The 24,694-nt window shown below is 31.5% G+C and carries 22 protein-coding genes; 3 read left to right on the forward strand and 19 right to left on the reverse strand.

The annotated features are described in order from the left end of the window. Positions 1-8: 8 nt before the first annotated feature. Entirely contained in the window at positions 9-311 is a 303-nt protein-coding gene (locus N2251_RS13310; protein WP_260587224.1) for a DUF6370 family protein, read from the forward strand. Between the two features lie 85 nt (positions 312-396). On the opposite strand, the gene N2251_RS13315 is transcribed toward N2251_RS13310, so the two are convergent. Both N2251_RS13315 and N2251_RS13320 read right to left on the reverse strand, forming a co-directional pair. Continuing rightward, complete coding sequence (locus tag N2251_RS13315; RefSeq protein WP_260587225.1) at positions 397-1,437, reverse strand: NADP(H)-dependent aldo-keto reductase; 1,041 nt, start codon at positions 1,435-1,437, stop codon at positions 397-399. Between the two features lie 50 nt (positions 1,438-1,487). Next, positions 1,488-2,675, reverse strand: coding sequence for a phosphoglycerate kinase (locus N2251_RS13320; RefSeq protein WP_260587226.1), 1,188 nt, complete (start codon positions 2,673-2,675; stop codon positions 1,488-1,490). Positions 2,676-2,793: 118 nt separating this feature from the next. Between N2251_RS13320 and N2251_RS13325 the strand changes: the two genes are divergently transcribed. Next, entirely contained in the window at positions 2,794-3,216 is a 423-nt protein-coding gene (locus tag N2251_RS13325; protein WP_260587227.1) for a molybdenum cofactor biosynthesis protein MoaE, read from the forward strand. A gap of 113 nt (positions 3,217-3,329) precedes the next feature. Here N2251_RS13325 and N2251_RS13330 read toward each other — a convergent pair whose 3' ends face one another. Next, positions 3,330-6,086 (reverse strand): PD-(D/E)XK nuclease family protein, encoded by a 2,757-nt coding sequence (locus N2251_RS13330; RefSeq protein ID WP_260587228.1) that lies wholly within the window; start codon positions 6,084-6,086, stop codon positions 3,330-3,332. A gap of 75 nt (positions 6,087-6,161) precedes the next feature. On the opposite strand from N2251_RS13330, the gene N2251_RS13335 reads away from it, so the two are divergent. Then, positions 6,162-6,965, forward strand: coding sequence for a nitrilase family protein (locus N2251_RS13335; RefSeq protein ID WP_260587229.1), 804 nt, complete (start codon positions 6,162-6,164; stop codon positions 6,963-6,965). Positions 6,966-7,053: 88 nt separating this feature from the next. Here N2251_RS13335 and N2251_RS13340 read toward each other — a convergent pair whose 3' ends face one another. From N2251_RS13340 to N2251_RS13415, 16 genes are all read right to left on the reverse strand, one after another. After that, the gene (locus tag N2251_RS13340; protein WP_260587230.1) at positions 7,054-8,034 is read right to left on the reverse strand and encodes an acyl-ACP desaturase; all 981 of its coding nucleotides are present in this window, start codon (positions 8,032-8,034) and stop codon (positions 7,054-7,056) included. A gap of 23 nt (positions 8,035-8,057) precedes the next feature. Next, complete coding sequence (locus N2251_RS13345; protein WP_260587231.1) at positions 8,058-8,786, reverse strand: lysophospholipid acyltransferase family protein; 729 nt, start codon at positions 8,784-8,786, stop codon at positions 8,058-8,060. Positions 8,787-8,849: 63 nt separating this feature from the next. Beyond that, complete coding sequence (locus N2251_RS13350; protein WP_260587232.1) at positions 8,850-9,260, reverse strand: hypothetical protein; 411 nt, start codon at positions 9,258-9,260, stop codon at positions 8,850-8,852. A gap of 102 nt (positions 9,261-9,362) precedes the next feature. Further along, on the reverse strand, positions 9,363-12,566 hold the full coding sequence (locus N2251_RS13355; RefSeq protein ID WP_260587233.1) for a TonB-dependent receptor: 3,204 nt from the start codon (positions 12,564-12,566) through the stop codon (positions 9,363-9,365). A gap of 131 nt (positions 12,567-12,697) precedes the next feature. Further along, on the reverse strand, positions 12,698-14,269 hold the full coding sequence (gene pgi / locus N2251_RS13360) for a glucose-6-phosphate isomerase (RefSeq protein WP_260587234.1): 1,572 nt from the start codon (positions 14,267-14,269) through the stop codon (positions 12,698-12,700). A gap of 2 nt (positions 14,270-14,271) precedes the next feature. After that, entirely contained in the window at positions 14,272-15,558 is a 1,287-nt protein-coding gene (locus N2251_RS13365) for a peptidoglycan DD-metalloendopeptidase family protein (protein ID WP_260587235.1), read from the reverse strand. Positions 15,559-15,652: 94 nt separating this feature from the next. Next, entirely contained in the window at positions 15,653-16,429 is a 777-nt protein-coding gene (locus N2251_RS13370) for a DUF3108 domain-containing protein (RefSeq protein WP_260587236.1), read from the reverse strand. A 102-nt stretch (positions 16,430-16,531) separates the two neighbouring features. Continuing rightward, entirely contained in the window at positions 16,532-17,452 is a 921-nt protein-coding gene (locus N2251_RS13375) for a tryptophan 2,3-dioxygenase family protein (protein ID WP_260587237.1), read from the reverse strand. 103 nt (positions 17,453-17,555) lie between these two features. Beyond that, positions 17,556-18,719: a 4-hydroxyphenylpyruvate dioxygenase gene (gene hppD, locus N2251_RS13380; protein ID WP_260587238.1), complete on the reverse strand. Its 1,164-nt coding sequence runs from the start codon at positions 18,717-18,719 to the stop codon at positions 17,556-17,558. 200 nt (positions 18,720-18,919) lie between these two features. Beyond that, positions 18,920-20,077, reverse strand: coding sequence for a homogentisate 1,2-dioxygenase (locus N2251_RS13385; protein WP_260587239.1), 1,158 nt, complete (start codon positions 20,075-20,077; stop codon positions 18,920-18,922). Between the two features lie 197 nt (positions 20,078-20,274). After that, positions 20,275-20,607 carry a 2Fe-2S iron-sulfur cluster-binding family protein gene (locus N2251_RS13390; RefSeq protein ID WP_260587240.1) on the reverse strand — a complete coding sequence of 111 codons (333 nt, stop codon included), beginning with the start codon at positions 20,605-20,607 and terminating at the stop codon, positions 20,275-20,277. A gap of 1 nt (position 20,608) precedes the next feature. Further along, positions 20,609-21,505, reverse strand: coding sequence for a sterol desaturase family protein (locus N2251_RS13395; RefSeq protein WP_260587241.1), 897 nt, complete (start codon positions 21,503-21,505; stop codon positions 20,609-20,611). Positions 21,506-21,546: 41 nt separating this feature from the next. After that, the gene (locus N2251_RS13400; RefSeq protein WP_260587242.1) at positions 21,547-22,602 is read right to left on the reverse strand and encodes an NAD(P)/FAD-dependent oxidoreductase; all 1,056 of its coding nucleotides are present in this window, start codon (positions 22,600-22,602) and stop codon (positions 21,547-21,549) included. A gap of 203 nt (positions 22,603-22,805) precedes the next feature. After that, positions 22,806-23,042, reverse strand: coding sequence for a NifU family protein (locus tag N2251_RS13405; protein ID WP_218771730.1), 237 nt, complete (start codon positions 23,040-23,042; stop codon positions 22,806-22,808). Positions 23,043-23,052: 10 nt separating this feature from the next. Beyond that, positions 23,053-24,183 carry an Mrp/NBP35 family ATP-binding protein gene (locus N2251_RS13410; RefSeq protein WP_260587243.1) on the reverse strand — a complete coding sequence of 377 codons (1,131 nt, stop codon included), beginning with the start codon at positions 24,181-24,183 and terminating at the stop codon, positions 23,053-23,055. Positions 24,184-24,343: 160 nt separating this feature from the next. After that, positions 24,344-24,688 (reverse strand): MGMT family protein, encoded by a 345-nt coding sequence (locus N2251_RS13415; protein ID WP_260587244.1) that lies wholly within the window; start codon positions 24,686-24,688, stop codon positions 24,344-24,346. Between the last annotated feature and the right edge of the window lie 6 nt (positions 24,689-24,694).

Below are 24,694 nucleotides of genomic sequence, written 5' to 3' on the forward strand. Positions count from 1 at the left end.
AAAATCACATGAAAAATTTACTTTTTATATTTTTATTAGGAATAGTAGCTTGCTCACAACCAAAAGAAAAAACGTTTATAGCTGATGCTTCTTGCGGACAATGTAAATTTGGTTTAGAAAGCCAGAACGGATGTGATTTAGCCATTAAAATTGATGATAAAGCCTATTTTGTAGACGGTGCTCATATTGATGATTTTGGTGATGCACATGACAAGAAAATTGGTTTTTGTAATGTTGTCAGGAAAGTAGAGGTAACCGGTAAATTAGAAAATGATAGATTTAAAGCTACCGCTCTTAAAATAGTTGAGTAGTTTTCACAATAAATAATTAGCACAAAAAAATCCGAAGTAAATATTACTTCGGATTTTTTTATTTTAATACACTACACTGTTAAATTTATGGTGCAGGATTCGGAATTAAATTATGAACTGCTTCTATTTCTGCTAAAATTTCTTCTGATAAATCAATATTAATAGAATTGATATTCTCCTTTAACTGACCCATTTTTGTAGCTCCAATAATATTACTAGTTACAAATGGCAACTGATTTATGTATGCTAATGATAACTCAGCAAGTGATAAGCTATGCTTCTCTGCTATTTTTAAATATTCTCTAACAGCTTTTAAAGAAGCTTCGCTCATATAACGAGCTATAAACCTCGGAAACAAAGTTCCTCTTGCTCCTTCAGGCGTTTTACCATCTAAATATTTACCTGATAAAACTCCTTGTGCTAAAGGCGAATATGCTAACAAACCAATGTTTTCTCTCATAGAAACTTCGCTCATTCCTACCTCATAACCCCTGTGAATTAAAGAATATGAGTTCTGAATAGTACTCATTCTTGGCAAATTATGTTGCTCAGCTGTTTGTAAGTATTTCATAGTTCCCCAAGGCGTTTCGTTTGATAAACCAATGTGTTTTATCTTTCCTTGTTGCACTAAAGTATTCATTGTTTCTAAAATCTCTAAATGATTTTCAGCCTCTTTGGTTGCTGTTTTATACGGATAATCACGAACACCAAAACAATTTACACCACGTGAAGGCCAATGAAACTGATATAAATCGATATAATCGGTTTGTAGGCGTTTTAAACTTCCTTCAACGGCATCAATAATATTTTGTTTGGTAAATCCACCTGTACGAATGTGTTTTGTATAATCGCCACCACCAGCAATTTTACTTGCCAACACTACTTTATCACGATTTCCGGTTTTTTTAAACCAAGAACCAATTATTTTCTCTGTTGCTCCATAAGTTTCTGGCGTTGCTGGCACTGAATATAACTCAGCTGTATCCCAAAAATTTACACCTTGCTCTAAAGCATAGTCCATTTGTTCGTGTCCATCCACTTCAGTATTCTGATTTCCCCAAGTCATGGTTCCTAAACAAATTTTAGAAACTTTTATATCGGTATTTGGTAGTTTAGTGTACTTCATTTTATCAATTTAATTAACAACTATTTCTCGACTGCGCTCGAAATGACATTTTATTTTAAAACCGCTTCGATTCCTGGTAATGTTTTTCCTTCTAACATTTCTAACATCGCTCCACCACCGGTAGATACATAACTTACTTTATCTCCAAATCCGAATTGCTTTACTGCTGCTACAGAATCTCCTCCTCCGACTAAAGAAAATGCTCCGTTTTCGGTTGCCTTAGAAATTGCATTTCCAAGCTCAATAGTTCCTGTTGCAAAGTTTTCTAATTCAAAAACTCCTAAAGGTCCGTTCCATAAAATAGTTTTAGATTTTGCTATTACTGCTGCAAATTTCTCTGAAGTTTTTGGTCCGCAATCAAGTCCCATCCATCCATCAGGAATTTTAGTGGTATCAACTGTTTGCGTATTAGCATCATTTGAAAAAGCATCTGCAATAACAGCATCTACTGGTAAATGTATTTCGGTATTTTTCTCTTTTGCTAATTTTAAAATTGACAGTGCCAACTCTAATTTATCATCTTCTACTAACGAATTACCTATCGTTCCGCCTAAAGCTTTAATAAAAGTAAAAGTCATTCCTCCACCAACAATAATATGGTCTACTTTTTCAATAATATTTTCTATTACACCTATTTTAGACGATACTTTTGCGCCTCCTAAAATTGCGGTTACTGGTTTTTCAGAATCATTTAAAACCTTATTGATACTTTCAATTTCGGTTGCTAATAAATTTCCGAAACATTTATTTTCAGCAAAAAACTGGGCGATAACTGCTGTAGAAGCGTGCGCTCTGTGTGCAGTACCAAAAGCATCATTTACATAAACATCACCTAATTTTGACAATTTTTCAGCAAAAGCTACATCTCCTGCTTTTTCTTCTGGATAAAAACGTAAGTTTTCTAATAATAAAATCTCTCCGCTTTTTAAATTTGCAATCGCTTCGGTAACTTTATCACCAATACAATCTTCTACAAACTTAACCTGAACTCCTATAACTTCTGTTACTTTAGCTATAATATGACGCAATGAAAATTGATCTTCTTTTCCTTTCGGACGACCTAAGTGCGACATTAACACACAACTACCACCATCTTCTAATGCTTTAATTATTGTTGACTTTGCTGCCTGAATTCGAGTAGTATCCGTAACTTCAAAACTATCGTTTAAAGGCACATTAAAATCTACTCGTATTAATGCTTTTTTATTTTCGAAATTAAAATCGTTGAGTGTTTTCATATGTTTTGTTAAAAGGTGTGTTCTTATATGTTGTCAACAAAAATAAATATTTAAATCCGATTCGTTTATACTATTTACATTTTCAAACTTATATCTTTGTTAAAGTTTATTATTCAACATGGAAACAACTTCAATAAAAGTAACTTCAGAGAAGCTAAACCTACAAGAATGCTATGATTTTGTAGTAGATGCTGCTTGTGGCGGAATATCTGTTTTTGTTGGCACCGTTAGAGAGGCTACTCAAAATAAAAACGTTACGCAATTAGATTTTTCTACTTATAAACCGATGGCTATTAAAGAAATGCAAAAAATTGCTGAGTTAGCTTTAAAAAAATTCAGCATTAAAAAAATTGCCATCCATCATGCTGAAGGTTTATTGCAAATAAAAGATGTCCCTGTAATTATTACGGTTTCTTCTCCGCATAGAAAAGCAGCTTTCGATGCTTGCCAATTTGCAATTGATACTTTAAAAGAAACTGTTCCTATTTGGAAAAAAGAATATTTTGAAGACGGTGGAGTTTGGGTAAATGCGCATCCTTAAACTTTAGTTTGTGTTATTTGAGAGCCTCAGCTAATAGAAATTCTGCGAATTATTATGAGAACCTGAAACAAGTTTAGGTTGACGAGCTTAATTATATAGCTAATAACTTCTAGTTAATAAGGCAAATCTGCTGGTTCAATAAAACCAACTTCAGGATTGTATAATTCTTTTAAAAACGCTGTTATTTCAGTCATAAACTCTTCTAATTTTTCTTCTGTTACTTCATTATCTGGAGTTCGGTAATTAGACGAGAAATTCATTTTTAAAAATCCGCTTTTTAAGTTTTTAAACGAAATAATACCTGCTTCAAAACCATTTTTTATAGTCGCTTTTTCAGTTTGCCAATAAATAAATGCATACAACATTACCTGAATTGCTTTATGATGTTTTAAATCTCGAATGTTTGTAAAATCTGTTACCTTTAGTTTGGTTGCGTCTACCATTCCTGTTTTATAATCTATAATTCTGGTAACACCATTTAATTCGTCTATTCTATCTACTTCACCATGTATTCTTATCGGAAAATCGATACCTTCAACAATTATTTCTGTGAATATTTTTTTCTCGGTTTCAATAATTTTAAGTTGATTACTTTCATCCTTTAACAACTCTATTTCTTTATTCAAAAAATTTTCAACAAACCTGTTTGCAACTTCAAAAACCAATCTATTTTTCCCGGTAGATACATCTCCGTTTTTAAAATGTTCAGAGAAATAAAAAGATACCAACTCTTTTGATTGTTCTTGCATTTTACGAACATCATTCAGTTTTAAAAATTTACCAAAATAAGGTTGGTATAATTTATCTAAAGTATCATGAACTACAGTACCCATTGTGTTTGCAGCAACTGTTTCTTCAACATTATCAAATTCGTTTATTTTTAAAATTTTCTGTTTATAAAACGCAATCGGATTGTATAAATAATTGGTTAATGCTGATGGTGAAATTCCTTTTTTAGCCAATTCTTCTAAGCGTTTTAAAACTTTATCATCTTTTTGAATCTCTTTTAGTTTTATGGCTGATGTTACTACCTTAGGGCTAATTATTTTCTCAGTAATATCGTCTCGCATCATTTCTAACTGCGTAACAAAACGGCTTTTTTCTCCGCTTCCAAAAACATCATGTTCTGTATTATATAAGATAAAAATATTTTTGGCTCTTTGTAATAATCTAAAAAAATGATATGAAAAAAGCGCATCTTTTTCTTTATATGTAGGCAATCCGAATTCAATTTTTACATCAAAAGGAATAAAAGTGTTTTGTTGGCTACTTGCGGGTAATACTCCTTCATTTACTGAAGTTATAATTACGTTTTCAAAATCTAACATTCGTGTTTCTAAAACACCCATCAACTGCAAACCTTGCAACGGTTCTCCTTGAAAAGACAAACTTTCAGACTGTATTAATTGCCTAAAAAATTGGTGTAATGTTTTTAAATCCTGCACGTAGTTAAACTCAATATGTAAGTTTTGTAATTGTGTAAACGCCGTGTAAAAACGGAATAAATATTCCTTTTCTAAATCGTTTGCATTGTCTTTTAAAACATCAATTAATCGTAATATTCTTGATAAAAACTCTCCTATTGTAGAAAACTGATTAAAAATTGAGCTAACAATATCTTTAATTTCTGCTTCTAAAGGAGAGAAAAAACCATTAATATACTCTTGACTTACAAATGTATTATTCTCTTTAACAACAGTTTCTGAGATAGTATCAGCTATGTTTTTACCTTCATCTAATTGCAATAATTTATAAATCGCTGCATCTTTTAAAAACCGAATAATATCTTTATGATAAAACTGATTTACATCTTGTTTTTGTAATTTTTCTTGATTGTTGAATAACTGAAAAATAGCCAATACTAAACTCGTTGTAGGAATATCTTTTAAAGGATATCCCATTGTAATATTTATAGCTTCTACACTTTTTGGCAACGAATTTAAGGTTATTGGCAACAATGTTTCATCTGCTAATACCAAGGCTGTATTATTGTGATTTGGTAATTTTGATAAAATTTCTCCTGCATGTTTTATTTGTGTAATATTTTTTGATGCTCCTATAACCTGAATATTCTTAGATTCAGAGAAATAATTTTTTATCGTTTGAATTGGGTTTTTTTCATAATATTTCCACTGCTTTTTATACTTTCTAAGAAAACTACCCGCTTGATGATTTTCTTCGTAAAAAGTTTTATCAATATCCCAATAAACCTCACTATTTCCTGCGGATAAAAATTTTTGAAACAAAAACTCTTCCGCTGTGTTTAGAGCATTAAATCCGATGAAGTAGTATTTCTTGTTCTGATTTTTATTGATAAAAGCTTCAACCTTCTTAGTTGCTTCTCGGTATAAAACACCTTGATATCCTATTTTATTTGATATCAAAAATTGATAAAAAACAGCATAAAACTCCTCTAATTTCTCCATAAAAGAGAAATGATCTTTCATTAGTTCCGTTTCTTTAAACTCTCCTTTTACCGACCATTTTTGTAAACGATGAATATCTCGTAAATACACAAAAATATCCTTCGGATTAATTAAATGTTGGTCTATTTCGTTAAAATCTTGTAAAACAGTAAAAGCCCATGAAGAGAAAACATCAAACGTATCTGGGTTTTCTTCTACTTCTTTATAAATCGTATAAAAATGAAATAGCAGTTGCACTGAATCCGCTTTATTAATTTCAGAAATTTCTTCAACAAAATCGCCAATATTTAAAATTTGAGGTAAAAAACCTGCTAAAATTTTATTTTTAAATGTTTGCTTTACAAACACTCCTGCTCTTTGTGATGGTAAGACAAATACAACATTTTCAAACGATTTGGTGGTTTGTAAAATAGTATCTAAAGTTTCTGAAATAAAAGAATTCATAGCGGTTTTTTAATCAACCCAAAGTACAATATTTATCTTATTTTTGAGAGGATAAATAACTTCATTTCTTTACTAATGAATACGACAAACAAACTTAAAGCTGCACTTATTCAGGCTAATTTAATTTGGGAAAACCCGATTGAAAATAAAAATTATTTTGAAGAAAAAATAAACAAACTTCCTTTAGATATCGACTTAATTATTTTGCCTGAAATGTTTACCACTGGTTTTACTATGAATGCGCAGCATTTAGCTGAAACAATGACTGGTGATACTATTATTTGGATGCAAGATCTAGCTAACAAAAAACAAGCAGCAATTGTTGGTAGTATTATTATTAAAGAACCGTGTTTAGATGCTAATAAAGAATACAATTATTACAATCGATTACTTTTTGTACATCCTTCAAGTAAAATTGATTTTTACGACAAGAAACATTTATTTACACTTGCTAACGAACATAAAACGTTCACGCCTGGTAATAAAAATAGTCTAATTGATTATAAAGGATGGAAGATTTGTCCGCTAATTTGTTATGACTTACGCTTTCCTACTTGGGCAAGAAACACTCTTAATTACGATTTACTATTGTATGTAGCTAGTTGGCCTACACCAAGAATTGAAGTTTGGAATGCGCTCTTAAAAGCCCGTGCCATAGAAAATATGAGTTACACAATTGGTGTAAACAGAATTGGTACGGATGCTAACGGTTATGAATACAACGGTAATTCTGCTACATATGACATGTTAGGAAAGTGTTTAGCTAAAAATACAGCAGAAGAAATCTCTTTAATTATTGAATTAGATAAAGAAACGCAACATAAAACTCGTGCTAAGTTTCGGTTTTTAGATGATAAAGATCTTTTTACTTTTCAATAAAAAATAACGTCATTGCGAAGAACATATAATAAGGCAATTTATAAAAAATGCTTCATTTTATTAGCAATGACGTTACTCAACTATATTTTTATGATGGAATCATCCATTTAAATTCAAATTTAGTATCAGGAACTACAATACGTTCTGTAATTCGATACATTCTGTCTGGTAATTTCATTAAATAATCACGCGCTTTTTCTGCTTCTGGAGTTAAGTTTGTAATCTTATCAATCTCCCAAGTTTCGTTTAATTTTTTAAGAATATCAACATAATCAAAACCAGTGTATACACCTACTCTTTGGGCTACCGTAGAGAAATCATCAAACAAACTTCCTTTTGCACCAAAAGACTCTCTTAAATGCATTGCAGGCATTACTATTTTGTGTTTCATCATGTATTGAAACGCTAACATCATTTCGCTAGGATCAATTTTAAATATCTGCCTCACAAATTCAGTATATGCTTGGTGATGACGCATTTCATCTCCTGCAATAATTCTTGACATTTTTGCTAACGCTTTATGTCCTTTTTTCTTTGCAATTTTTGCCACATTTAAATGTGAAACGTATGTTGCTAATTCTTGAAAACTGGTATATACAAAGTTTTTATATGGATCGCTTGCTGTACCAATATCAAAACCATCAGTAATTAAATGTTGCGTAGTAATTTCTACTTCACGCATATTTACACGTCCTGAAAGGTATAAATACTTATTTAAAGTATCACCATGACGGTTTTCTTCTGCTGTCCAAGCACGGATCCATTTTGCCCAACCATTATCTGGGTGCTGTGTAATACCGTCTAAATCTAATAACCAAGATTCATACGTTGGTAATGCTTCTTCGGTAATTGTATCGCCCACTAATACCACCCAAAAATCATCATCTAATTCTTTAGATAACTCTCTAATTTCTTCCACTTCTGTAATAAAAGTATCTTTTTGTGAGTTTGGCAAAAAATCGGTTGGTTGCCAAATTTTTTCAGCAGGTATTAAAAACTTGTCTACGAAACTATCGATATTCTTTTCGAGAGTTTTCATTACTTCCTTTCGGATGTTTTGTAATGACATAATATATTATTTAGTGTTGTTTGTTAGTATATCGCGTCTTTTATTGTTTTTTCAACAGTAAGCGCTAATTCATTAAACGGTAAACTATCTATCTTTATTGGTTGATGGGTCTTAATTTTTATTGGACTTCCCAATCCTAACGGAAATTTACCATACTTAAAAACTTTCCACGAATTGTTAATTGTTAACGGAACAATATAAGCTTCTGGATTGTATTTAGTTATCATTTTTAGGCCATTTATTGAGAATGACTTTGGTTTACCTGTTCTACTTCTCGTCCCTTCAGGAAAAATAACGGCAGACCATTTGTTTTTATTTATTTTTTTTGAAAAACTAGCCAATTCGGTTAACGCTTGTCTTGCATCTTTTCTATCAATTAAAGCTGCGCCTCCATGTCGTAAATTAAACGATATACTTGGTATTCCTTTTGCTAGTTCTTTTTTAGATACAAATTTCGGAAAGTGTTTTCTAAAGTGCCAAATAATAGGTGGTATATCAAAAGTACTTTGATGGTTCGTTACAAATATTAAACTAGTGTTTTCCGGTAGCTCTTGTTCATTTTCAACCTGAACACGAACTCCTAAAATTAATAATGATTTGATTAAAAACCAATTCATAATATCCACTACATGCTGATGTCCATTCTGGCCAAACATTTTTAGCCCCAACCACTGTAAAGGATGAAAGATTACTAGTAGTGAAAAAAACACCAATGCGAATATTGATGATATAATATAACTTAAAAATTTCATTATTATATATTTAATAGTCAACAAAAATAAAAAATCCCGCGAAAGCGGGACTATATTTTCTAATTAAAACCAATTACTCCAAGGAATTCTTGATAAGATTAGTAGTAATGCGATTCCGTAAAAAATTGTAAACGTTTTAAACTTCGTTTCACTCTTTACCTGTTTCTTGTGTTTCGACCATCCTATCGTTATTAATACAATGGCTAAAATCATCATTAATGGATGTTCTAAAGCTAAAAGTCTTACAGGTGCATCTTTCATTTCTCCTAATCCTTTTTGAAAACCTCCTACGAAATACACTAAGAAACCTAACAATAACTGAATATGAGTTGTTATTAAACTAAATAAACCTAATCGGAATTCTTTATGAGTAAATTCTTTTTTCTGTAGTAAACCGATAACCGCATTTAGTACCGTAAAAATCAATACTGCTACGACAAGGTATGCCCAGTAAGAGTGTAATGTTTTTATCATGATTTGTTCGTTTTTAACTTGGGTAAATGTACTAATTTTATGCATAAAAAAACCACCTCGATTGAGGTGGTTTTAGAAATATTGTATTAAATATTATATAAATTAGTTAAATTTATATCTAACACCTAATTGCATTTGCCATCTAGAAGAATTTAATCCACTATCATCTGATCTATTTAAAGACGTTTCTGCAGATGGGTCGTAAGAATATGTTGGTGTTGTACCATCAGCTTCAAAGCCTTCAAATTTCACTAACTGAACAGCACTATAGCTTCCTGAATAATATCTCTTACCCCAATTTTTGTTTAATAAGTTTGTGAAATTAAAAATATCAGCAGTTAATTCAATAGCATGAGAATTTTTCTTTCCACTTAACTTAAATTCATGAGCGAATTTTAAATCAATAACATGACTCCATTTAGATCTATCTCCATTTCTTTCTGAAAATTTACCTCTTCTACTTCTTAAATAATCATTTCCTTCGATAAAGCTATTTAAAGCTGTCCATTGCTGAGCTGCTGTGAAAGATCCGTCATCAACTAAATTAATTTGACTAGCATCTGCTGGTACAAAAACTAATGAGTTAGATTGACCTGAATCATCAGCTAAATCTCCTCTATCATCATAAACATAACTAAATACATTACCCTGACTAGCATCATAGAATAAACCTAAAGTTGTTTTATTTGACTTATTCCATTTTAAATCTATAGATGCGTTAGATAGTGCTCTATGCCCTTGAGAAAAATCAGATCTTGACAAACCTAAATCATTTGCTCCATTCCTGTTTTCAACTCTAGACCATTGAGAACTATTTTGAGAAGATGTAGGGTCATTAACTACATAAGAATCTCCATAAGAATAAGATGCTTGTGCTCTTACATCAATAAAATCTGAATAATAATTTTTACTTAATGTTGTAGCAAAATTCCAAGAATGTCCTTCACTTGTATTTGAAGCTAAATATACGCCCCTATAGTTATTATCAACTCTTACACCTCCATAATTTGGTCTACTTCCTGGTTCGGTAGTAGAAAACTGTGGTCCTTCTAAGTTAATATTTTCATATTGAATAGCTCTTATATTCTCATTCCATATAAAATCTGCAGAAATATTAAAATTAGCTGGTAATTTTTGATCAACCGCTAAGTTTACTTTAAAAACTTGTGGCAACATAAAGTCTGCCGCAAATAAATCTACATTACCTCCTGTAGTTCCTGATCCTGGTAATGGATCTTTAAACTGAGAATTAACATCTGTATTAAAATCTGGAATAAAATCTCCATATCTAGATTGGTTATCTACAGCTCCTGAAGTTACACCATTATTATTATATGCTCCACCAGGCCAAACTAAAGGCACTCTAGATGTGAAAATACCAAATCCACCTCTAATTTTAGTGCTTCTATCTCCTTTAACATCCCAAGTAAAACCAACTCTAGGAGAGATATGTAATTTAGAATTAATTCCTTTACCTACTCTAGCTCCTTTTAAATCTTTTCCTGCCGCTTTCAATAAACCAACAGTTCTTGTGTTAAAATCTTGGTTATTTCTTCCGTTTTCCCAAAAAGGAACATCAAAACGCAAACCTGCAGTTACTTTAAATTTATCAGAAACAGTTACTTCATCTTGAAAGTAAAGACCTAATTGATACGAATTAAATTTCGCTGAGCCTTCTGATGTGTCTCCATTTCCTCCAATTAAAGAATAACCTAAACGATATCTTATCGCTTTTTGTTTTGTTAAGAAGTCATTTACGTTTGCAAATTCATAGTAACCATAATTTCTTCCAAAGAAAACATTGTTAACAGATGAAAATTCATTGTGAGTACCAATTGTTACTTTGTGAGCTCCTGCAAAAATTTCGAAATTATCTGTAATTGTTAATACATCTGTTTCTAATAAGTTTGCTGTAGAATAAGCTTCTGAACCAAAATAGATACTACCTCCACCATCTCTAATTTTCACATTAGGAAAAGGGTTACCGTTAAAACCTCTATCATCTGAAACACTCGTATACCCAACAACTAAATTGTTAGAATAGTTATTTCCAAATGTAGAATTTAATTCTAATGTAGATGTATTTGTTATTGACTCAAACACTTGGTTTCCATTAGAAAAACTAATCCCTCTTGTAGATGATGAATTAGCGTTATTATTTACACCCTTTACATAAGAATGCTTTAATGATAATTTATTATTATCATTAATATTCCAATCTATTTTAGCAATTAATTTATCACTTTTTAAAGATGAAATCGCACTTTCATATCCACCAACATTATAACCGTATTCATTTGTAATAAATTGCGATAGATTACTTAAATCTGTTGCACTAGAATTTCCTAAATAATTATCTACAAAAAAAGCTCTTGGAGTTTCATTATCTTGTCTTTCGTAATTAACAAAATAAAATAATTTATTTTCTTTAATTGCTCCACCTACTCTAGCTCCATATGTTAAAGCTGTAAATTCTTCTAATTTTTTTCTTTCGTTATTACCAGCAATATCTACTGGTGTTTTACCTGCAAACTTTTCGTTTCTAAAAAAAGAATAAACAGATGCTTGAGTTTTGTTTGTTCCTGATTTAGTAATCGCATTTATTGATCCTCCTGCAAAACCTGATTGTCTTACATCAAAAGGAGCAATATTTATTTGAAATTGATCAATAGCGTCTAATGAAATTGGGCTTACACCTGTTTGACCTCCATTAGTTCCTGTACTTGACAAACCAAAAACATCATTATTTACAGCTCCGTCTAAATAAATAGCATTGTATCTATTATTCTGCCCTCCTATCGAGATTGAATTATCTCCACTAATCTGAGCCTGAGGTGTTAACCTTGCAAAATCAGCTACAGATCTAGAAAGTGTTGGTAATGAAGCAATTTGCTTTCTAGATACTTTTGTTTCAGAACCGTCTTTAGTACTAGATGAAGATGTAACTACAACCTCTTCTAAAACATTAGCGTTTTCTTGTAATTTAGCGTTTATTTTTTCAGAAACCCCTAAATTTAAAAACAATCCTTCTCTTTGAAAGTTTGCATATCCTACAAACGAAATTGTAATTTGATAAGGACCTCCAGTTCTCATATTAGAGATTCTATAAAGTCCATCAAAATTAGTTGAGGCCCCGTATTTTGTACCAGACGGCACATGAACTACCACTATGTTAGCTCCAGGTAATGGTTCGTTAAGATTGTCAATAACTTTACCCCCGACAGATGAAGTTGTAACCCCTTGTCCTAAAACTGTAGCTGTTACAAAGAACAAAGCTATCAGTAAAACATTTTTAAAATTTTTCATTGTTTAATTTAATTGTTATTAAATGCAGGGCAAAGGTCTTGTTTTTCCTTTCTGTTAATATTAACTTAATGTTAAATTTCTTAACATTGTTTTAACAAAAAAAAAGAAAAAGCCGCATAAAAAAAACACATTTATTGAGTAATTAATATTTTTTTAGCAAGTTCTTTACCTAATTCAACACCAAATTGATCAAAAGAATAAATATTCCAAATAACACCTTGTGTGAAAATTTTATGCTCATAAGTAGAAATCAACATTCCTAAAGACTTTGGTGTTAGTTTTTTAAAGAGAAGTGAATTGCTTGTTCGGTTACCTTTAAAAGTTTTATAAGGTAGTAATTGGTTTATTTGAGCTAATTTATCTTCAGTTTTTAACTCTAAATGTATTTCTTCTTTCGTTTTACCATAAGCTAAAGCTTCCATTTGAGCGTAATAATTAGCCATTAATTTTTTATGATGTGCCGTTAATCCATGTAAAGACTCTTCAAAACCAATAAAATCTGTTGGTAATGATTTTGTTCCTTGATGTACTAATTGCATAAAAGCATGTTGCATATCCGTGCCTGCTCCACCCCAAATAATTGTTCCAGTTTGATAATTTATTTCTTTACCATTTCTATCAACACCTTTACCATTGCTTTCCATAATCGCCTGCTGTAAGTATGCTGGAAATTTCGTTAAATAGCTACTATATGGTAGAATTGCTTCAGTTTCACATCCAAAAAAATTATTCGTCCAAACACTTAACAACCCTAATATTACGGGAATATTTTTATCAAAATCAGCTGTTTTAAAATGCTCGTCAACTTCTTCGGCTCCGTTTAATAATTCCTTAAAATTATCATACCCAATAGATAAGCTAATAGACAGGCCTACTGCTGACCACAAGGAAAATCTACCTCCTACCCAATTCCACATTGGGAAAATATTTTTTTTATCTATTCCGAAATTAATAGCTTCTTCAATATTAGAAGATACAGCTACAAAATGTTTAGCTACATCAAAAACAATTGCGGATTTTAAAAACCAGTTTCTAATCGTATTTGCATTCGTTATCGTTTCATCTGTTGTAAATGATTTTGAAACTATTACAAATAAAGTTGTTTCAGGATTCAACTTACTTAAGATCTCGGACACATGATCTCCATCAATATTAGATACAAAGTGTGAGGTTAATTTATTTTTATAAAAACGTAGTCCTTCAGCCACCATACTAGGCCCTAAATCTGATCCTCCTACACCGATATTAACAATATCTGTAATTGGTTTACCAGTAAAGCCCTTCCATTTCCCTGAAATCACCTTATTACTAAAGCTTTTCATTTTTCTTAAAGCAGCTTGTATTTTAGGCTTTACATCTTTTCCATCAACAAGAATAGGTTCGTTTGAATTACTCCTCAAAGCAGTATGCAACACCGCTCTATCTTCAGTTACATTAATTTTATCTCCTGAAAAATATTTATCGATAGCATCTTTTAACTTCGTTTCTTCTGCTAAGGAAATCAGTAAATCAATTGTTTTTTGAGTGATATGGTTTTTCGAATAATCAACTTTTATCCCCTCTAAACAAATAGAAAACCGTTCTTTTCTTTTTTTATCTTCCCGAAAAAGCGTTTTTAATTCATACTCCTTTGCTTCACTATAGTGGTCTGTTAATTTTTTCCACGCTTCGGTTTGAATTGGATTTATGTTTTGTAAAGGCATAATTAATGTGTAGGTAATAATTCTTTTTCGACTACAGGAATATAAAGAGTGGCCTTTTTAGGTGATTTAATACTATCTAATTGTTTTTTTAACGGCTTTATAAATTCAAAATATGCAGGTTTAATTTTTGGGTCTAAAGGTTCTGCTGAAGGAAGTTTCTCTCGAAAAGGATCAACTTGTTTTCCGTTTTTCCAAAAACGATAACACACATGATTTCCAGAACTGCTACCTGTTGAACCAACCCAACCTATAACATCTCCTTGTTTTACAAAGTCTCCAACCTTTGCTTTCCTCCTCTTCATGTGAAAATATTTGGTTGTAAAAGTACTATTATGCTTCACCGTTACATAATTTCCATTACCTCTTTTTCTTGTAGATTCGGTAACTGTTCCACTAGCAGTTGTCATAATTTCCGTTCCATTTTTCGCAGCAAAATCGGTTCCTCTATGAGCTTTAACTCTATAACCATAATGTGCTATTCTTCTTTTTAAATTATATCTTGATGAAATACGGTATTGGAATTTAATTGGTGATTTTAAAAAAGCTCTACGAAGCATATTTCCTTTCTCATCATAAAATTCTGGAATCATTCTAATAGAATCACCTACAAATTTATAAGCATATAAATCTTCACCTCCATGATTAAAAACAGCTGCTTTTACCTCTCCATAACCAACAAAAGTAGTGTCGTTAATAAACTTTTCTTCATAAATTAACTTGAATTTATCTCCTTTTTGAAGGCGGTAAAAATCCAGTGTCCATGCATAAATATCGGCAACAGTATTTGTTAACGTTGGTTTTAAACCTAAACTATCCATCGTAACAGATAAGCTTGAAAAAATTTCTCCAGCAATTTCTTTTTCTATTACTTTAATTTTTTTCTTAACCCTATAGGCTTCAATAATAGAATCTTTAAAATTGATAATTGTTGCATCAACTTTATTGTGTTTATAAATAAATACTTGCGCTTTTTGAAGTGAATCTTTTGAAGTAAGAATTGTATATTTTTTACCTGATCGAACTCGCCTTACATCAAAAGTGTCTTTAATTTTTGTAGCTATTTCATTAATCTTCGGATACATGACGTGGTGCCTATCTAAAATAACTCCAAAACTTTCTCCGCTTTTAATGGTATCATTTACTACCTTATAATTATCTAAATTAAAACCAAAAACATAAACAGGTTTTGGTTTTTCAATCTTTACAGGTGTTTTTACGATCTCTTTTTTTTCTTCTTTACATGAATATATAAAACAAAAAACAAGGAGTAAAAGGACTATTTTTTTCAAGAAAAAGTTATTTAAAATTGAGTTTACTGGCAAAAATACAAATAAAAACAATGGCTTATTATACTTTAACAATAAGTAAACAACTTATTCTATTTTAATTAAAAATTATTTCAAAAGGGTTTGCCAATCCTTTATAAGATTCTAACTCCGCACGAAGAGATCCCACAGATAAAGAGGCTTTAATTTTTATAGGTATTTTATTATCGTCTGCAGTAATCCAAACAGTTACACTTTCTTTTGCTTTAAAAATTCTTCCTGCCTGTACAAAAGGTCTAAATTTTTGAGTTTTTATTTTACCAAACTTTGTTTTTAGTGTTTCATAACCTAAAAACCGCAATTTAAACGGATTACTTTCTCCATCAACAAACATATTCATTTTTATTTCTTCTCCTTTTTTCATTTTTTTTAAGTCGTGTTTTCTTAAAAAATAGAAAGCAGAAATCATATCCTGTACATTTACCGCTTCAACAGTTTTGTTTTTATTTTTTAGAAAGTCTTGAATGTAGGCAGTGTTTTTCTGTTGATTAAAAGCTATTTGCTTATTTTTTTTATATCCTCCTTCATTAATTTTTCTTTTAAATAAATATGGCTTACCGGTTTCTTTATCAAAATATGATTGGTAATCATCATTTACTTTAAAAAACCACTTAATCATTCCTGTAGTCCACCCTTTAGCTTTAGCATGCAATACTTTTTTACCATTTAATTCTTTCTCTTTTAATGATAAAGTAGCATTACCTGCTTTTAAAAAACCACTGTAACTCATCTTAAATTTTAACCACTCTCCATCTTTAAAAACGGGTGATTTCTCTTGACCAAAAGTAATTATGGTAAAAAATAATACGGAAATAAAAAATAGCTGTTTCTTCATAGTATTCAAACTTATGAAAAAAGTAAGACAATTATTGTTCCAAACTAAAAAAAGCTGTTTGATTTTAAAATCAAACAGCTTTTTTAGTATTATTAATTAAGGTTAAAATGTTCCCCAATTTTTTAATTCCTCTTCGCTCCATAAATATGGAAAGAATATTCTGCGTTGATATTTTGGGTGCATATATTTACGCCAATTACTTCCTCCTGTTGCTTCTAAATCTTTATCGCCACCACCTAAATATTTACCCGCAGCGTTATAATGTGCCATTACCCATTTTACGTTTACAGTATAATCATAATGACGCATTGCTTCGATTAGTTCTTTATTTTGTTGAACTTCTTCTGGCAATTGTTTAAATTTAGTTGATAAATTACAGTCGTTATAATCTTCCATAAAATCGATAAAATCTCCCATATACTTTTTCTCGAAAAGCTGGATTAAGATCGATTTTTCTCCTGTTTTATGATTTTTTCCTGCTGCTTGCCAGTATAAATGCTCAAAAGCATTTTTAAAAGACGAACTTCTATCAATTGTATCTCTGTAACGAGCGTCAATTAAATTAATTAGTTCTGTTGATGCAAATTCAATTTTTCGATACTGAGCACTTTGAAATCCGCTTGCAGGAGCTAATGTATTTCTAAACTTTAAATACTGCTCTACATCCATTCCGTCTTGCATTACGGTGAATGAATTGCATAACATATCAAAATATCTACTAACACGCATTAAATGTTTAGAAAATTTATTTGCAGTTATTAGTTCTTTAGAAAGTGAAATTTGATCTATTTCCCACAAAATCATTTTAAACAACAACTCATTTACTTGATGATACATGATAAAAACCATTTCATCTTTTTCTGTTGTTCTAGGAATTTGCAATCCTAACAAAGCATCGGTTTGAATATAATCCCAATACGTTATAGGTGTGCTATGAAGCAATCCTCCTAACATTGTTTCTAACGGAACACCTAGTTTTTTAGACTTATCTTCTATTGCTTGTAAAAGCTCTTCTTTATTCATTATTATATTTTATATAAACATTCGTATTAAAAATCACCATTTCTATAAATCTTTCGACTTATGAAAATGGTGATTTAATGTTTCTATAATTATTCATTAGGAATTATAAAGTTCCTCTTTTTAATTGTTCTCTTTCGATAGACTCAAATAAGGCTTTAAAGTTTCCTGCTCCAAACCCACGAGCTCCCATTCTTTGAATAATTTCAAAAAATAATGTTGGCCTATCTTCAACTGGTTTTGTGAAAATTTGTAATAAGTATCCTTCTTCATCAGCATCAATCATTATAGATAGTTCTTGTAATTTAGAAATATCTTCTTTCATCATGCTCATGTGCTCTCCTAAACGCTCAGGAATCCCGTCATAATACGCTTGTGGTGGTGGTGGTAAAAACTCAATTCCGTTTGCTTTTAACTGAGATACTGTTTTAATAATATCGTCGGTTGCAACGGCTATATGTTGTACACCTTCACCTTCGTAGAAGTCTAAATATTCTTCTATCTGAGAACGTTTAGCTGCTTTTGCTGGCTCATTTATAGGAAATTTAATACGCCCATTTCCGTTAGACATTACCTTACTCATTAAGGCTGAATATTCGGTATGAATTTGTTTGTCGTCAAATGATAAAAAGTTAACGAATCCCATAACGTCTTCGTACCATTTTACCCATTTATTCATTTGTCCCCAACCTACATTACCTACCATATGGTCTATGTATTTTAAGCCTGCACTTGGTGGGTTATAATCTGATTTCCATTCTTGAAAACCTGGTAAAAAGGTACCCTTATAGTTTTTACGCTCTACAAACATGTGTACTGTTTCTCCGTAAGTATAAATTCCTGCACGAACTACTTCTCCGTTTTCGTCAGATTCTACAGTTGGTTCCATGTACGATTTTGCACCACGTGAAATTGTTTCTTCATATGCTTTTCTAGCATCTTCTACCCAAAGTGCCACAATTTTTACACCGTCACCATGTTTTACAATATGGTCGTTAATAGGTGATTTACTGTTTAATGGCGTCGTTAAAATTAACTTGATTTTATCTTGAGTTAATACATAACTTACTGAATCTTTTGATCCTGTTTCTAAGCCTTTATAGGCAAATGATTGAAACCCAAATGCGGTTTTATAAAAGTGTGCAGATTGCTTTGCATTACCTACATAAAACTCTACATAATCTGTACCTAGTAATGGAAGGAAATCTTTTGCTCCTTCAAATATTTTTTCTAAACCGTAGTTTACTGATTTTATTTCTTTTTTACTCATTGTGTTTATTCTTTTCTAGACCTCACAGGTTTTAAAAACCTGTGAGGTCTTATATTTATAAATTAGCGATTCCTTTGATAAAGCATTATTTATTCAAACAAATTTAGCCCTGATTGAAGCATTTGTTTGAGCTCTTTTTTATTTTTTTCTAAATAAAAAAAGCGAGTGCGAAAAGCAGGAAATAGCTTCTAATAATTATTTTACTCTAACCAAGATTTATAATAGTCTTCATCGGCAATTTTCATGGCTTCTTCTGTAACTTGCAATGGTTTAAATGTATCTACCATTACCGCTAATTCTTCTGTTTCTGTATGCCCGATACTTCTTTCTGCTGCTCCTGGATGGGGACCATGTGGTATTCCTGCTGGGTGTAACGAAATATGACCTTGATCGATATCGTTTCTACTCATAAAATCACCATCTACATAATACAATACTTCATCAGAATCGATATTACTATGGTTGTATGGCGCTGGAATTGCTTTTGGGTGATAATCGTACAAACGAGGCACAAAACTACAAATTACAAATGCGTTTGTTTCGAAGGTTTGGTGCACTGGTGGCGGTTGATGAATACGACCTGTTATTGGCTCGAAATCGTGAATTGAAAAGGCGTACGGAAAATTATATCCATCATAACCTACTACATCAAAAGGATGTGAGGCATAGACCATTTCAATAATTTCGCCTTGCTTTTTTACTTTAATTAAGAAATCTCCTAATTCGTTATACGTTTCTAGTTCTTCTGGTCTTCTTAAATCACGTTCACAAAATGGTGAGTGTTCTAATAATTGACCAAAGTAATTTCTATAACGTTTTGGTGTGTATACTGGCGAGTATGATTCAACAATAAACAATCTATTGTTTTCATCATCAAAATCTAATTTATAAATAATTCCACGTGGAATTACTAAATAGTCTCCGTATTTAAAATCTAAATTACCAAGATGGGTTCTTAATTTTCCTGTTCCTTTATGAATGAAAATTACCTCATCAGCATCGGTATTTTTGTAAAAATAGTCTGTAGTAGATTTTTTTGGTGCTGATAAGATGATATTACAATCAGCATTTGTTAAAACTACTTTTCTACTTTCTAGATAATCGTTTTCTGGCTTTACTTGAAATCCACGAAAACGATATGATTGAATATTATTTGCTTTGGCTATTTTTGGTGCAACAGAATATTGTTTGCGAATTTCTTTGACCATTGTAGGTCTGTGTTCGTGATATGAATTAGTAGACATTCCGTCGAAACCAATCGTACCAAACAATTGTTCGTAATACAAACTTCCGTCTTCTTTACGAAATTGTGTATGTCTTTTGGGTGGAATATTTCCTAACTTATGATAAAAAGGCATATTGCTTAATAGTTTAATAAATTAATATAATAATGTAACAAATAAATATTGCTACATTTTAACATTGATAGATTATTCCATTAATTATTCGGGATTGCGTTTTATCAAAAATTTTAAATGTGATAGTAAGTCTAAATACATTGTTAGAACTTTTAGTTGCTTGTTCTACAAATATACAGAAAAGAATGTTAGATTTTTTAACTCTCCGGAGCTAATTCAACCTCTAAACCATCGAGTGCTGGAGTTATTGCTAATTGACAACCTAATCGACTATTATCTTCTACATAAAAAGCTTCCGCTAACATTGCATCTTCATCATCTCCCATTTCTGGTAATTTATGATCTGATTTTACATAACATTGACACGATGCACACATTGCCATACCACCACAAATACCAATTGTACCTTCTGGCGCTAATTCGTATGAACGTACAACTTCCATTAAATTCATTGCCATATCTGTTGGCGCTTGAATTTCGTGTAAAACACCTTCTCTGTCAGTTATTTTTAGGGTGATATCTTGTTCCATATTACAGATTCATTTTTTTACGTAATGTTTTTGCTCGTTTATCTTCCCCATCATGCGTCCAACCCGGTGAGTTGAAAATATAATTCAATTTATCAGAAAATTTACGTGCTCTTTTTACATCTTTTAAAATTGCCGAATATTCGTGTGTTGCTACTTTTATCGGATTATACGTTTCAATATTTACTGTTAAACCGTAAACGGGATGTTCTATATCTTTTAATTCTTCTGAAAAAGTACCAAAAATACGATCCCAAATAATTAAAACCCCTGCATGGTTACAGTCTAAATAGCGAATGTTAGATGCGTGATGTACTCTATGGTGCGATGGCGTATTAAAAATAAACTCAATCGGTTTTGGTAGTTTATTTATCAATTCGGTGTGTACAAAGAATTGATAAATTAAGCTTACAGACATCATTACAAACATCATTAATGGATCGATACCTAATAAAGGAATCCATATCCAAAAGAAAAATTTATGAATACGCTCACCAACCCCTTGACGTAAAGCGGTGCCTAAATTCATATGAATTGATGAATGATGCGGTACGTGACCTGCCCAAAACAACCGAACTTCATGGTTTAAACGATGAAACCAGTAATAGGCAAAATCATCTGCAAAAAACAGTAATATCCACACCCACCATTGTCGCCCTACAATATCTTTTAACGGACTTAACTCGTGTAAATAGAAGAAAATAACGAAAGCTATTACCTTAGGAAAAAACTCAACAATTGCAGAGAAAATCATCATTAAAATTGATATCCCTGTGTCTTTTGCATTGTATTTTTCTTTTGATATTTGATACTCTACCAACATCGAAACAAAAAATATTGGAAATGCAAAATACAAGAGTTTATCTTGTGATAATTGTTCTATGTAATCTATTAACGTCAAAATTTTATCTATTTATAAGCCAGCTAAAGTTAACTAAAATATTATTCTATTTTTTTAACCACTGCCTTCGGAGCTTCTTTACGCGTACCATCAAAACCATCTATTCCACCAACTGTGGTATATTTCATTACGTATTTTTTATCCGGAAATATTCGCTGAAAAGCACTTTGACACATTAACGTTGCTTCATGAAAGCCACAAAGAATCAACTTTAATTTTCCTGGATATGTGTTTACATCTCCAATCGCATAAATACCAGGAATATTTGTTTGATAATCTAACGCATTATTTACTTTAATGGCATTTTTTTCAATTTCTAATCCCCAATTTGCAATAGGTCCTAATTTTGGCGATAATCCAAAAAGCGGAATAAAATGATCACACTTTAAAGTATACTCTTCTTGATCTTTTGGTGCTATTAAAACACCTTCAACTTTATTTTCACCAACAATTCCTTTAACCTCAGCCGGTGTAACTAAATTAATTTTACCTGTATCTTTTAATTCTTGTACTTTATCAACAGAATCTAACGCTCCACGAAACTCATTTCTGCGGTGTACTAAAGTTACCGATTTAGCTACATCTGTTAAGAAAATAGACCAATCTAAAGCTGAATCTCCACCTCCTGCAATGACCACATCTTTATCGCGGTAAAGCTCTGGCTCTTTAATCATGTATTCAACTCCCTTATCTTCATAATCTGCAATACTAGGAATTGGTGGTTTACGTGGCTCAAAACTTCCTAAACCACCTGCTATTGCTACAATTGGAGCTTTATGTTTTGTTCCTTTATTGGTGGTTACTATAAAACTACCATCTTCTTGTTTTTCGATTGTCTCAGCGCGTTCTCCTAATGTAAATCCTGGTTCAAATTGTTTAATTTGTTCCATTAATTTATCGGTTAAATCGCCTGCTAAAATCTCTGGATACGCTGGTATATCGTAAATAGGTTTTTTAGGGTAAATTTCTGAACATTGCCCTCCTTGTTGCGGCAATGCATCAATTAAATGACAACGTAATTTTAATAATCCTGCTTCAAATACGGTGAACAATCCTGTTGGACCTGCTCCTATAATTAGTATATCTGTTTGTATCATTTTAATGACAAGAATTTTCTTTTTTATACTGATATTCCTGTCTTTAAAAAAAAGACAGGAATATATGCGTTAGTGATTGAGCGGTTTGTTTAAGCTCTTTTTAAAAATATTTTTCTATTTTTAAAAAAGCGAGTAGCGAAAGCGCGCTCGAACGCCCAAAAATAATAAGTTTATAGTTATTAAAACCTGATAAAAATCAAGTTTTAAGCTACATTAATTACTTCTTCTATTGATGGAACATATTTTTTTATGGTTGCCTCAACGCCGTTTTTTAACGTCATTTGATTTACTGTACAGCCACTACAAGCTCCTTCTAACTGAACTTTTACTTTATTATTTTCGATAGATAATAACTTAATGTTTCCTCCGTCACTTATTAAAAAAGGACGAATTTCTTCTAAAGCTTTTTCTACGTTATCTTTTATTTCTGTTGCTGTCATAATTTTTTAACTATTTAGTACTACAACCGCTCATTGTAGTAATACGAACTACTTCGGTAGCTGGCAAATTAGCATTTCTTTTTAATAATTGAGAAACCATTTCTTTGGTTACCTCTGTAAATGCTTTTTGTAAAGGAGTGTTTTCTTGTAATGCCACTGGATGACCTACATCACCTGCTTCACGAATACTTTGCACTAATGGTATTTCACCTAAGAAACTAGTTTCGATATCTTCCGCTAAATTTTTAGCACCTCCTTTACCAAAAATGTAATATTTATTTTCTGGTAATTCTTCTGGTGTAAAATACGCCATGTTTTCTACGATACCTAATACTGGTACATTAATACTTTCTTGCTTAAACATTGCAACACCTTTTTTAGCATCTGCTAAAGCGATGTTTTGCGGTGTACTTACCACTACGGCTCCGTTAATTGGAACTGCTTGTACGATTGATAAATGCACATCTCCTGTTCCTGGAGGTAAATCGATTAATAAGAAATCTAATTCTCCCCAATCTGCATCAAAAATTAATTGATTTAATGCTTTTGAAGCCATTGGTCCACGCCAAATTACTGCTTGATTAGGATCTGTAAAGAAACCTAGTGATAATAATTTTACGCCGTAATTTTCAACAGGTTTCATTTTAGAACGCCCGTCTACCTTTACCGCTAAAGGCTTTTCTTTTTCAACATCAAACATTATGTGTTGAGATGGCCCATAAACATCAGCATCTAAAACACCAACTTTAAAGCCCATTTTAGCTAAAGATACTGCCATGTTAGAGGTAATTGTAGATTTACCTACACCTCCTTTACCAGACGCTATTGCTATAATATTTTGGATATTAGGAATTGATTTTCCTTTTATTTCATTCGGATTTTCTTTTTCCTTAACCTCAACTTTTACATTCACCTTTACATCGATTGCTTTATCAACATTTTCGTGAATTGCCTTCGTAATTTCTACTTCTGCCTTCTTTTTAGCCTGTAAAGATGGGTTTGAAATTGTTACATCAACAATTACTTCGTTACCAAAAGTAACGATGTTTTTTATGTTTTCGTTTTCAACTAAACTCTTACCTTCTCCTGGTGCAGTAATAGTTTCTAACGCTTTGTATATATCTTGTTTTTTAAAACTCATTAGAGTGTTTAATTAAATTAATTAATACCTAACTGCAAAGATACGTTTTAGACGTCAGAAAATAAAGGGAGTTAGATTGTGATTATTTATGAAGTGATAATTCTATTTTATGACATATTTTTAATCAAAAAACCGAAGATAATACGCATTCATTTACACGCTAAAGTTCTTCTTCAGGCAGAAGTTCGCTTATCGGATTCCAAAAAACGGTTTCGAAATTTTGGATTTGATTTTCAATTACAACAATTCCTTCATTTTCTAAAAGCTGCTGCATTAAATTAGTTCCGTCAAAATGTTGTTTTCCTGTAAGCAAACCAATTCTATTTACAACTCTGTGCGCAGGTACATCTTGCAGGCCCGATTTATTCATTGCCCAACCAACCATTCTTGCAGATTTTGCAGCACCTAAATAAGTTGCGATAGCTCCGTAGCTTGTTACTCTTCCGTATGGAATTAGCTTTGCTACCTTGTAAACTCTTTCGAAAAAATTTTGATTTTTACTCACCGAGTA

The organism is Tenacibaculum haliotis (assembly GCF_025215075.1).
Lineage (GTDB): Bacteria > Bacteroidota > Bacteroidia > Flavobacteriales > Flavobacteriaceae > Polaribacter > Polaribacter haliotis_B.

Excerpts from the sequence above, each read along its gene's own strand:
- N2251_RS13385 (WP_260587239.1), bottom strand. The coding sequence starts at position 20,077 with ATGCCTTTTTATCATAAGTTAGGAAATATTCCACCCAAAAGACATACA.
- N2251_RS13315 (WP_260587225.1), bottom strand. The coding sequence starts at position 1,437 with ATGAAGTACACTAAACTACCAAATACCGATATAAAAGTTTCTAAAATT.
- N2251_RS13320 (WP_260587226.1), bottom strand. The coding sequence starts at position 2,675 with ATGAAAACACTCAACGATTTTAATTTCGAAAATAAAAAAGCATTAATA.
- N2251_RS13390 (WP_260587240.1), bottom strand. The coding sequence starts at position 20,607 with ATGGAACAAGATATCACCCTAAAAATAACTGACAGAGAAGGTGTTTTA.
- N2251_RS13345 (WP_260587231.1), bottom strand. The coding sequence starts at position 8,786 with ATGAAATTTTTAAGTTATATTATATCATCAATATTCGCATTGGTGTTT.
- N2251_RS13370 (WP_260587236.1), bottom strand. The coding sequence starts at position 16,429 with ATGAAGAAACAGCTATTTTTTATTTCCGTATTATTTTTTACCATAATT.
- N2251_RS13400 (WP_260587242.1), bottom strand. The coding sequence starts at position 22,602 with ATGATACAAACAGATATACTAATTATAGGAGCAGGTCCAACAGGATTG.
- N2251_RS13375 (WP_260587237.1), bottom strand. The coding sequence starts at position 17,452 with ATGAATAAAGAAGAGCTTTTACAAGCAATAGAAGATAAGTCTAAAAAA.
- N2251_RS13340 (WP_260587230.1), bottom strand. The coding sequence starts at position 8,034 with ATGTCATTACAAAACATCCGAAAGGAAGTAATGAAAACTCTCGAAAAG.
- N2251_RS13335 (WP_260587229.1), top strand. The coding sequence starts at position 6,162 with ATGAATACGACAAACAAACTTAAAGCTGCACTTATTCAGGCTAATTTA.
- N2251_RS13325 (WP_260587227.1), top strand. The coding sequence starts at position 2,794 with ATGGAAACAACTTCAATAAAAGTAACTTCAGAGAAGCTAAACCTACAA.
- N2251_RS13350 (WP_260587232.1), bottom strand. The coding sequence starts at position 9,260 with ATGATAAAAACATTACACTCTTACTGGGCATACCTTGTCGTAGCAGTA.
- N2251_RS13410 (WP_260587243.1), bottom strand. The coding sequence starts at position 24,183 with ATGAGTTTTAAAAAACAAGATATATACAAAGCGTTAGAAACTATTACT.
- pgi (WP_260587234.1), bottom strand. The coding sequence starts at position 14,269 with ATGCCTTTACAAAACATAAATCCAATTCAAACCGAAGCGTGGAAAAAA.
- N2251_RS13405 (WP_218771730.1), bottom strand. The coding sequence starts at position 23,042 with ATGACAGCAACAGAAATAAAAGATAACGTAGAAAAAGCTTTAGAAGAA.
- hppD (WP_260587238.1), bottom strand. The coding sequence starts at position 18,719 with ATGAGTAAAAAAGAAATAAAATCAGTAAACTACGGTTTAGAAAAAATA.
- N2251_RS13330 (WP_260587228.1), bottom strand. The coding sequence starts at position 6,086 with ATGAATTCTTTTATTTCAGAAACTTTAGATACTATTTTACAAACCACC.
- N2251_RS13355 (WP_260587233.1), bottom strand. The coding sequence starts at position 12,566 with ATGAAAAATTTTAAAAATGTTTTACTGATAGCTTTGTTCTTTGTAACA.
- N2251_RS13310 (WP_260587224.1), top strand. The coding sequence starts at position 9 with ATGAAAAATTTACTTTTTATATTTTTATTAGGAATAGTAGCTTGCTCA.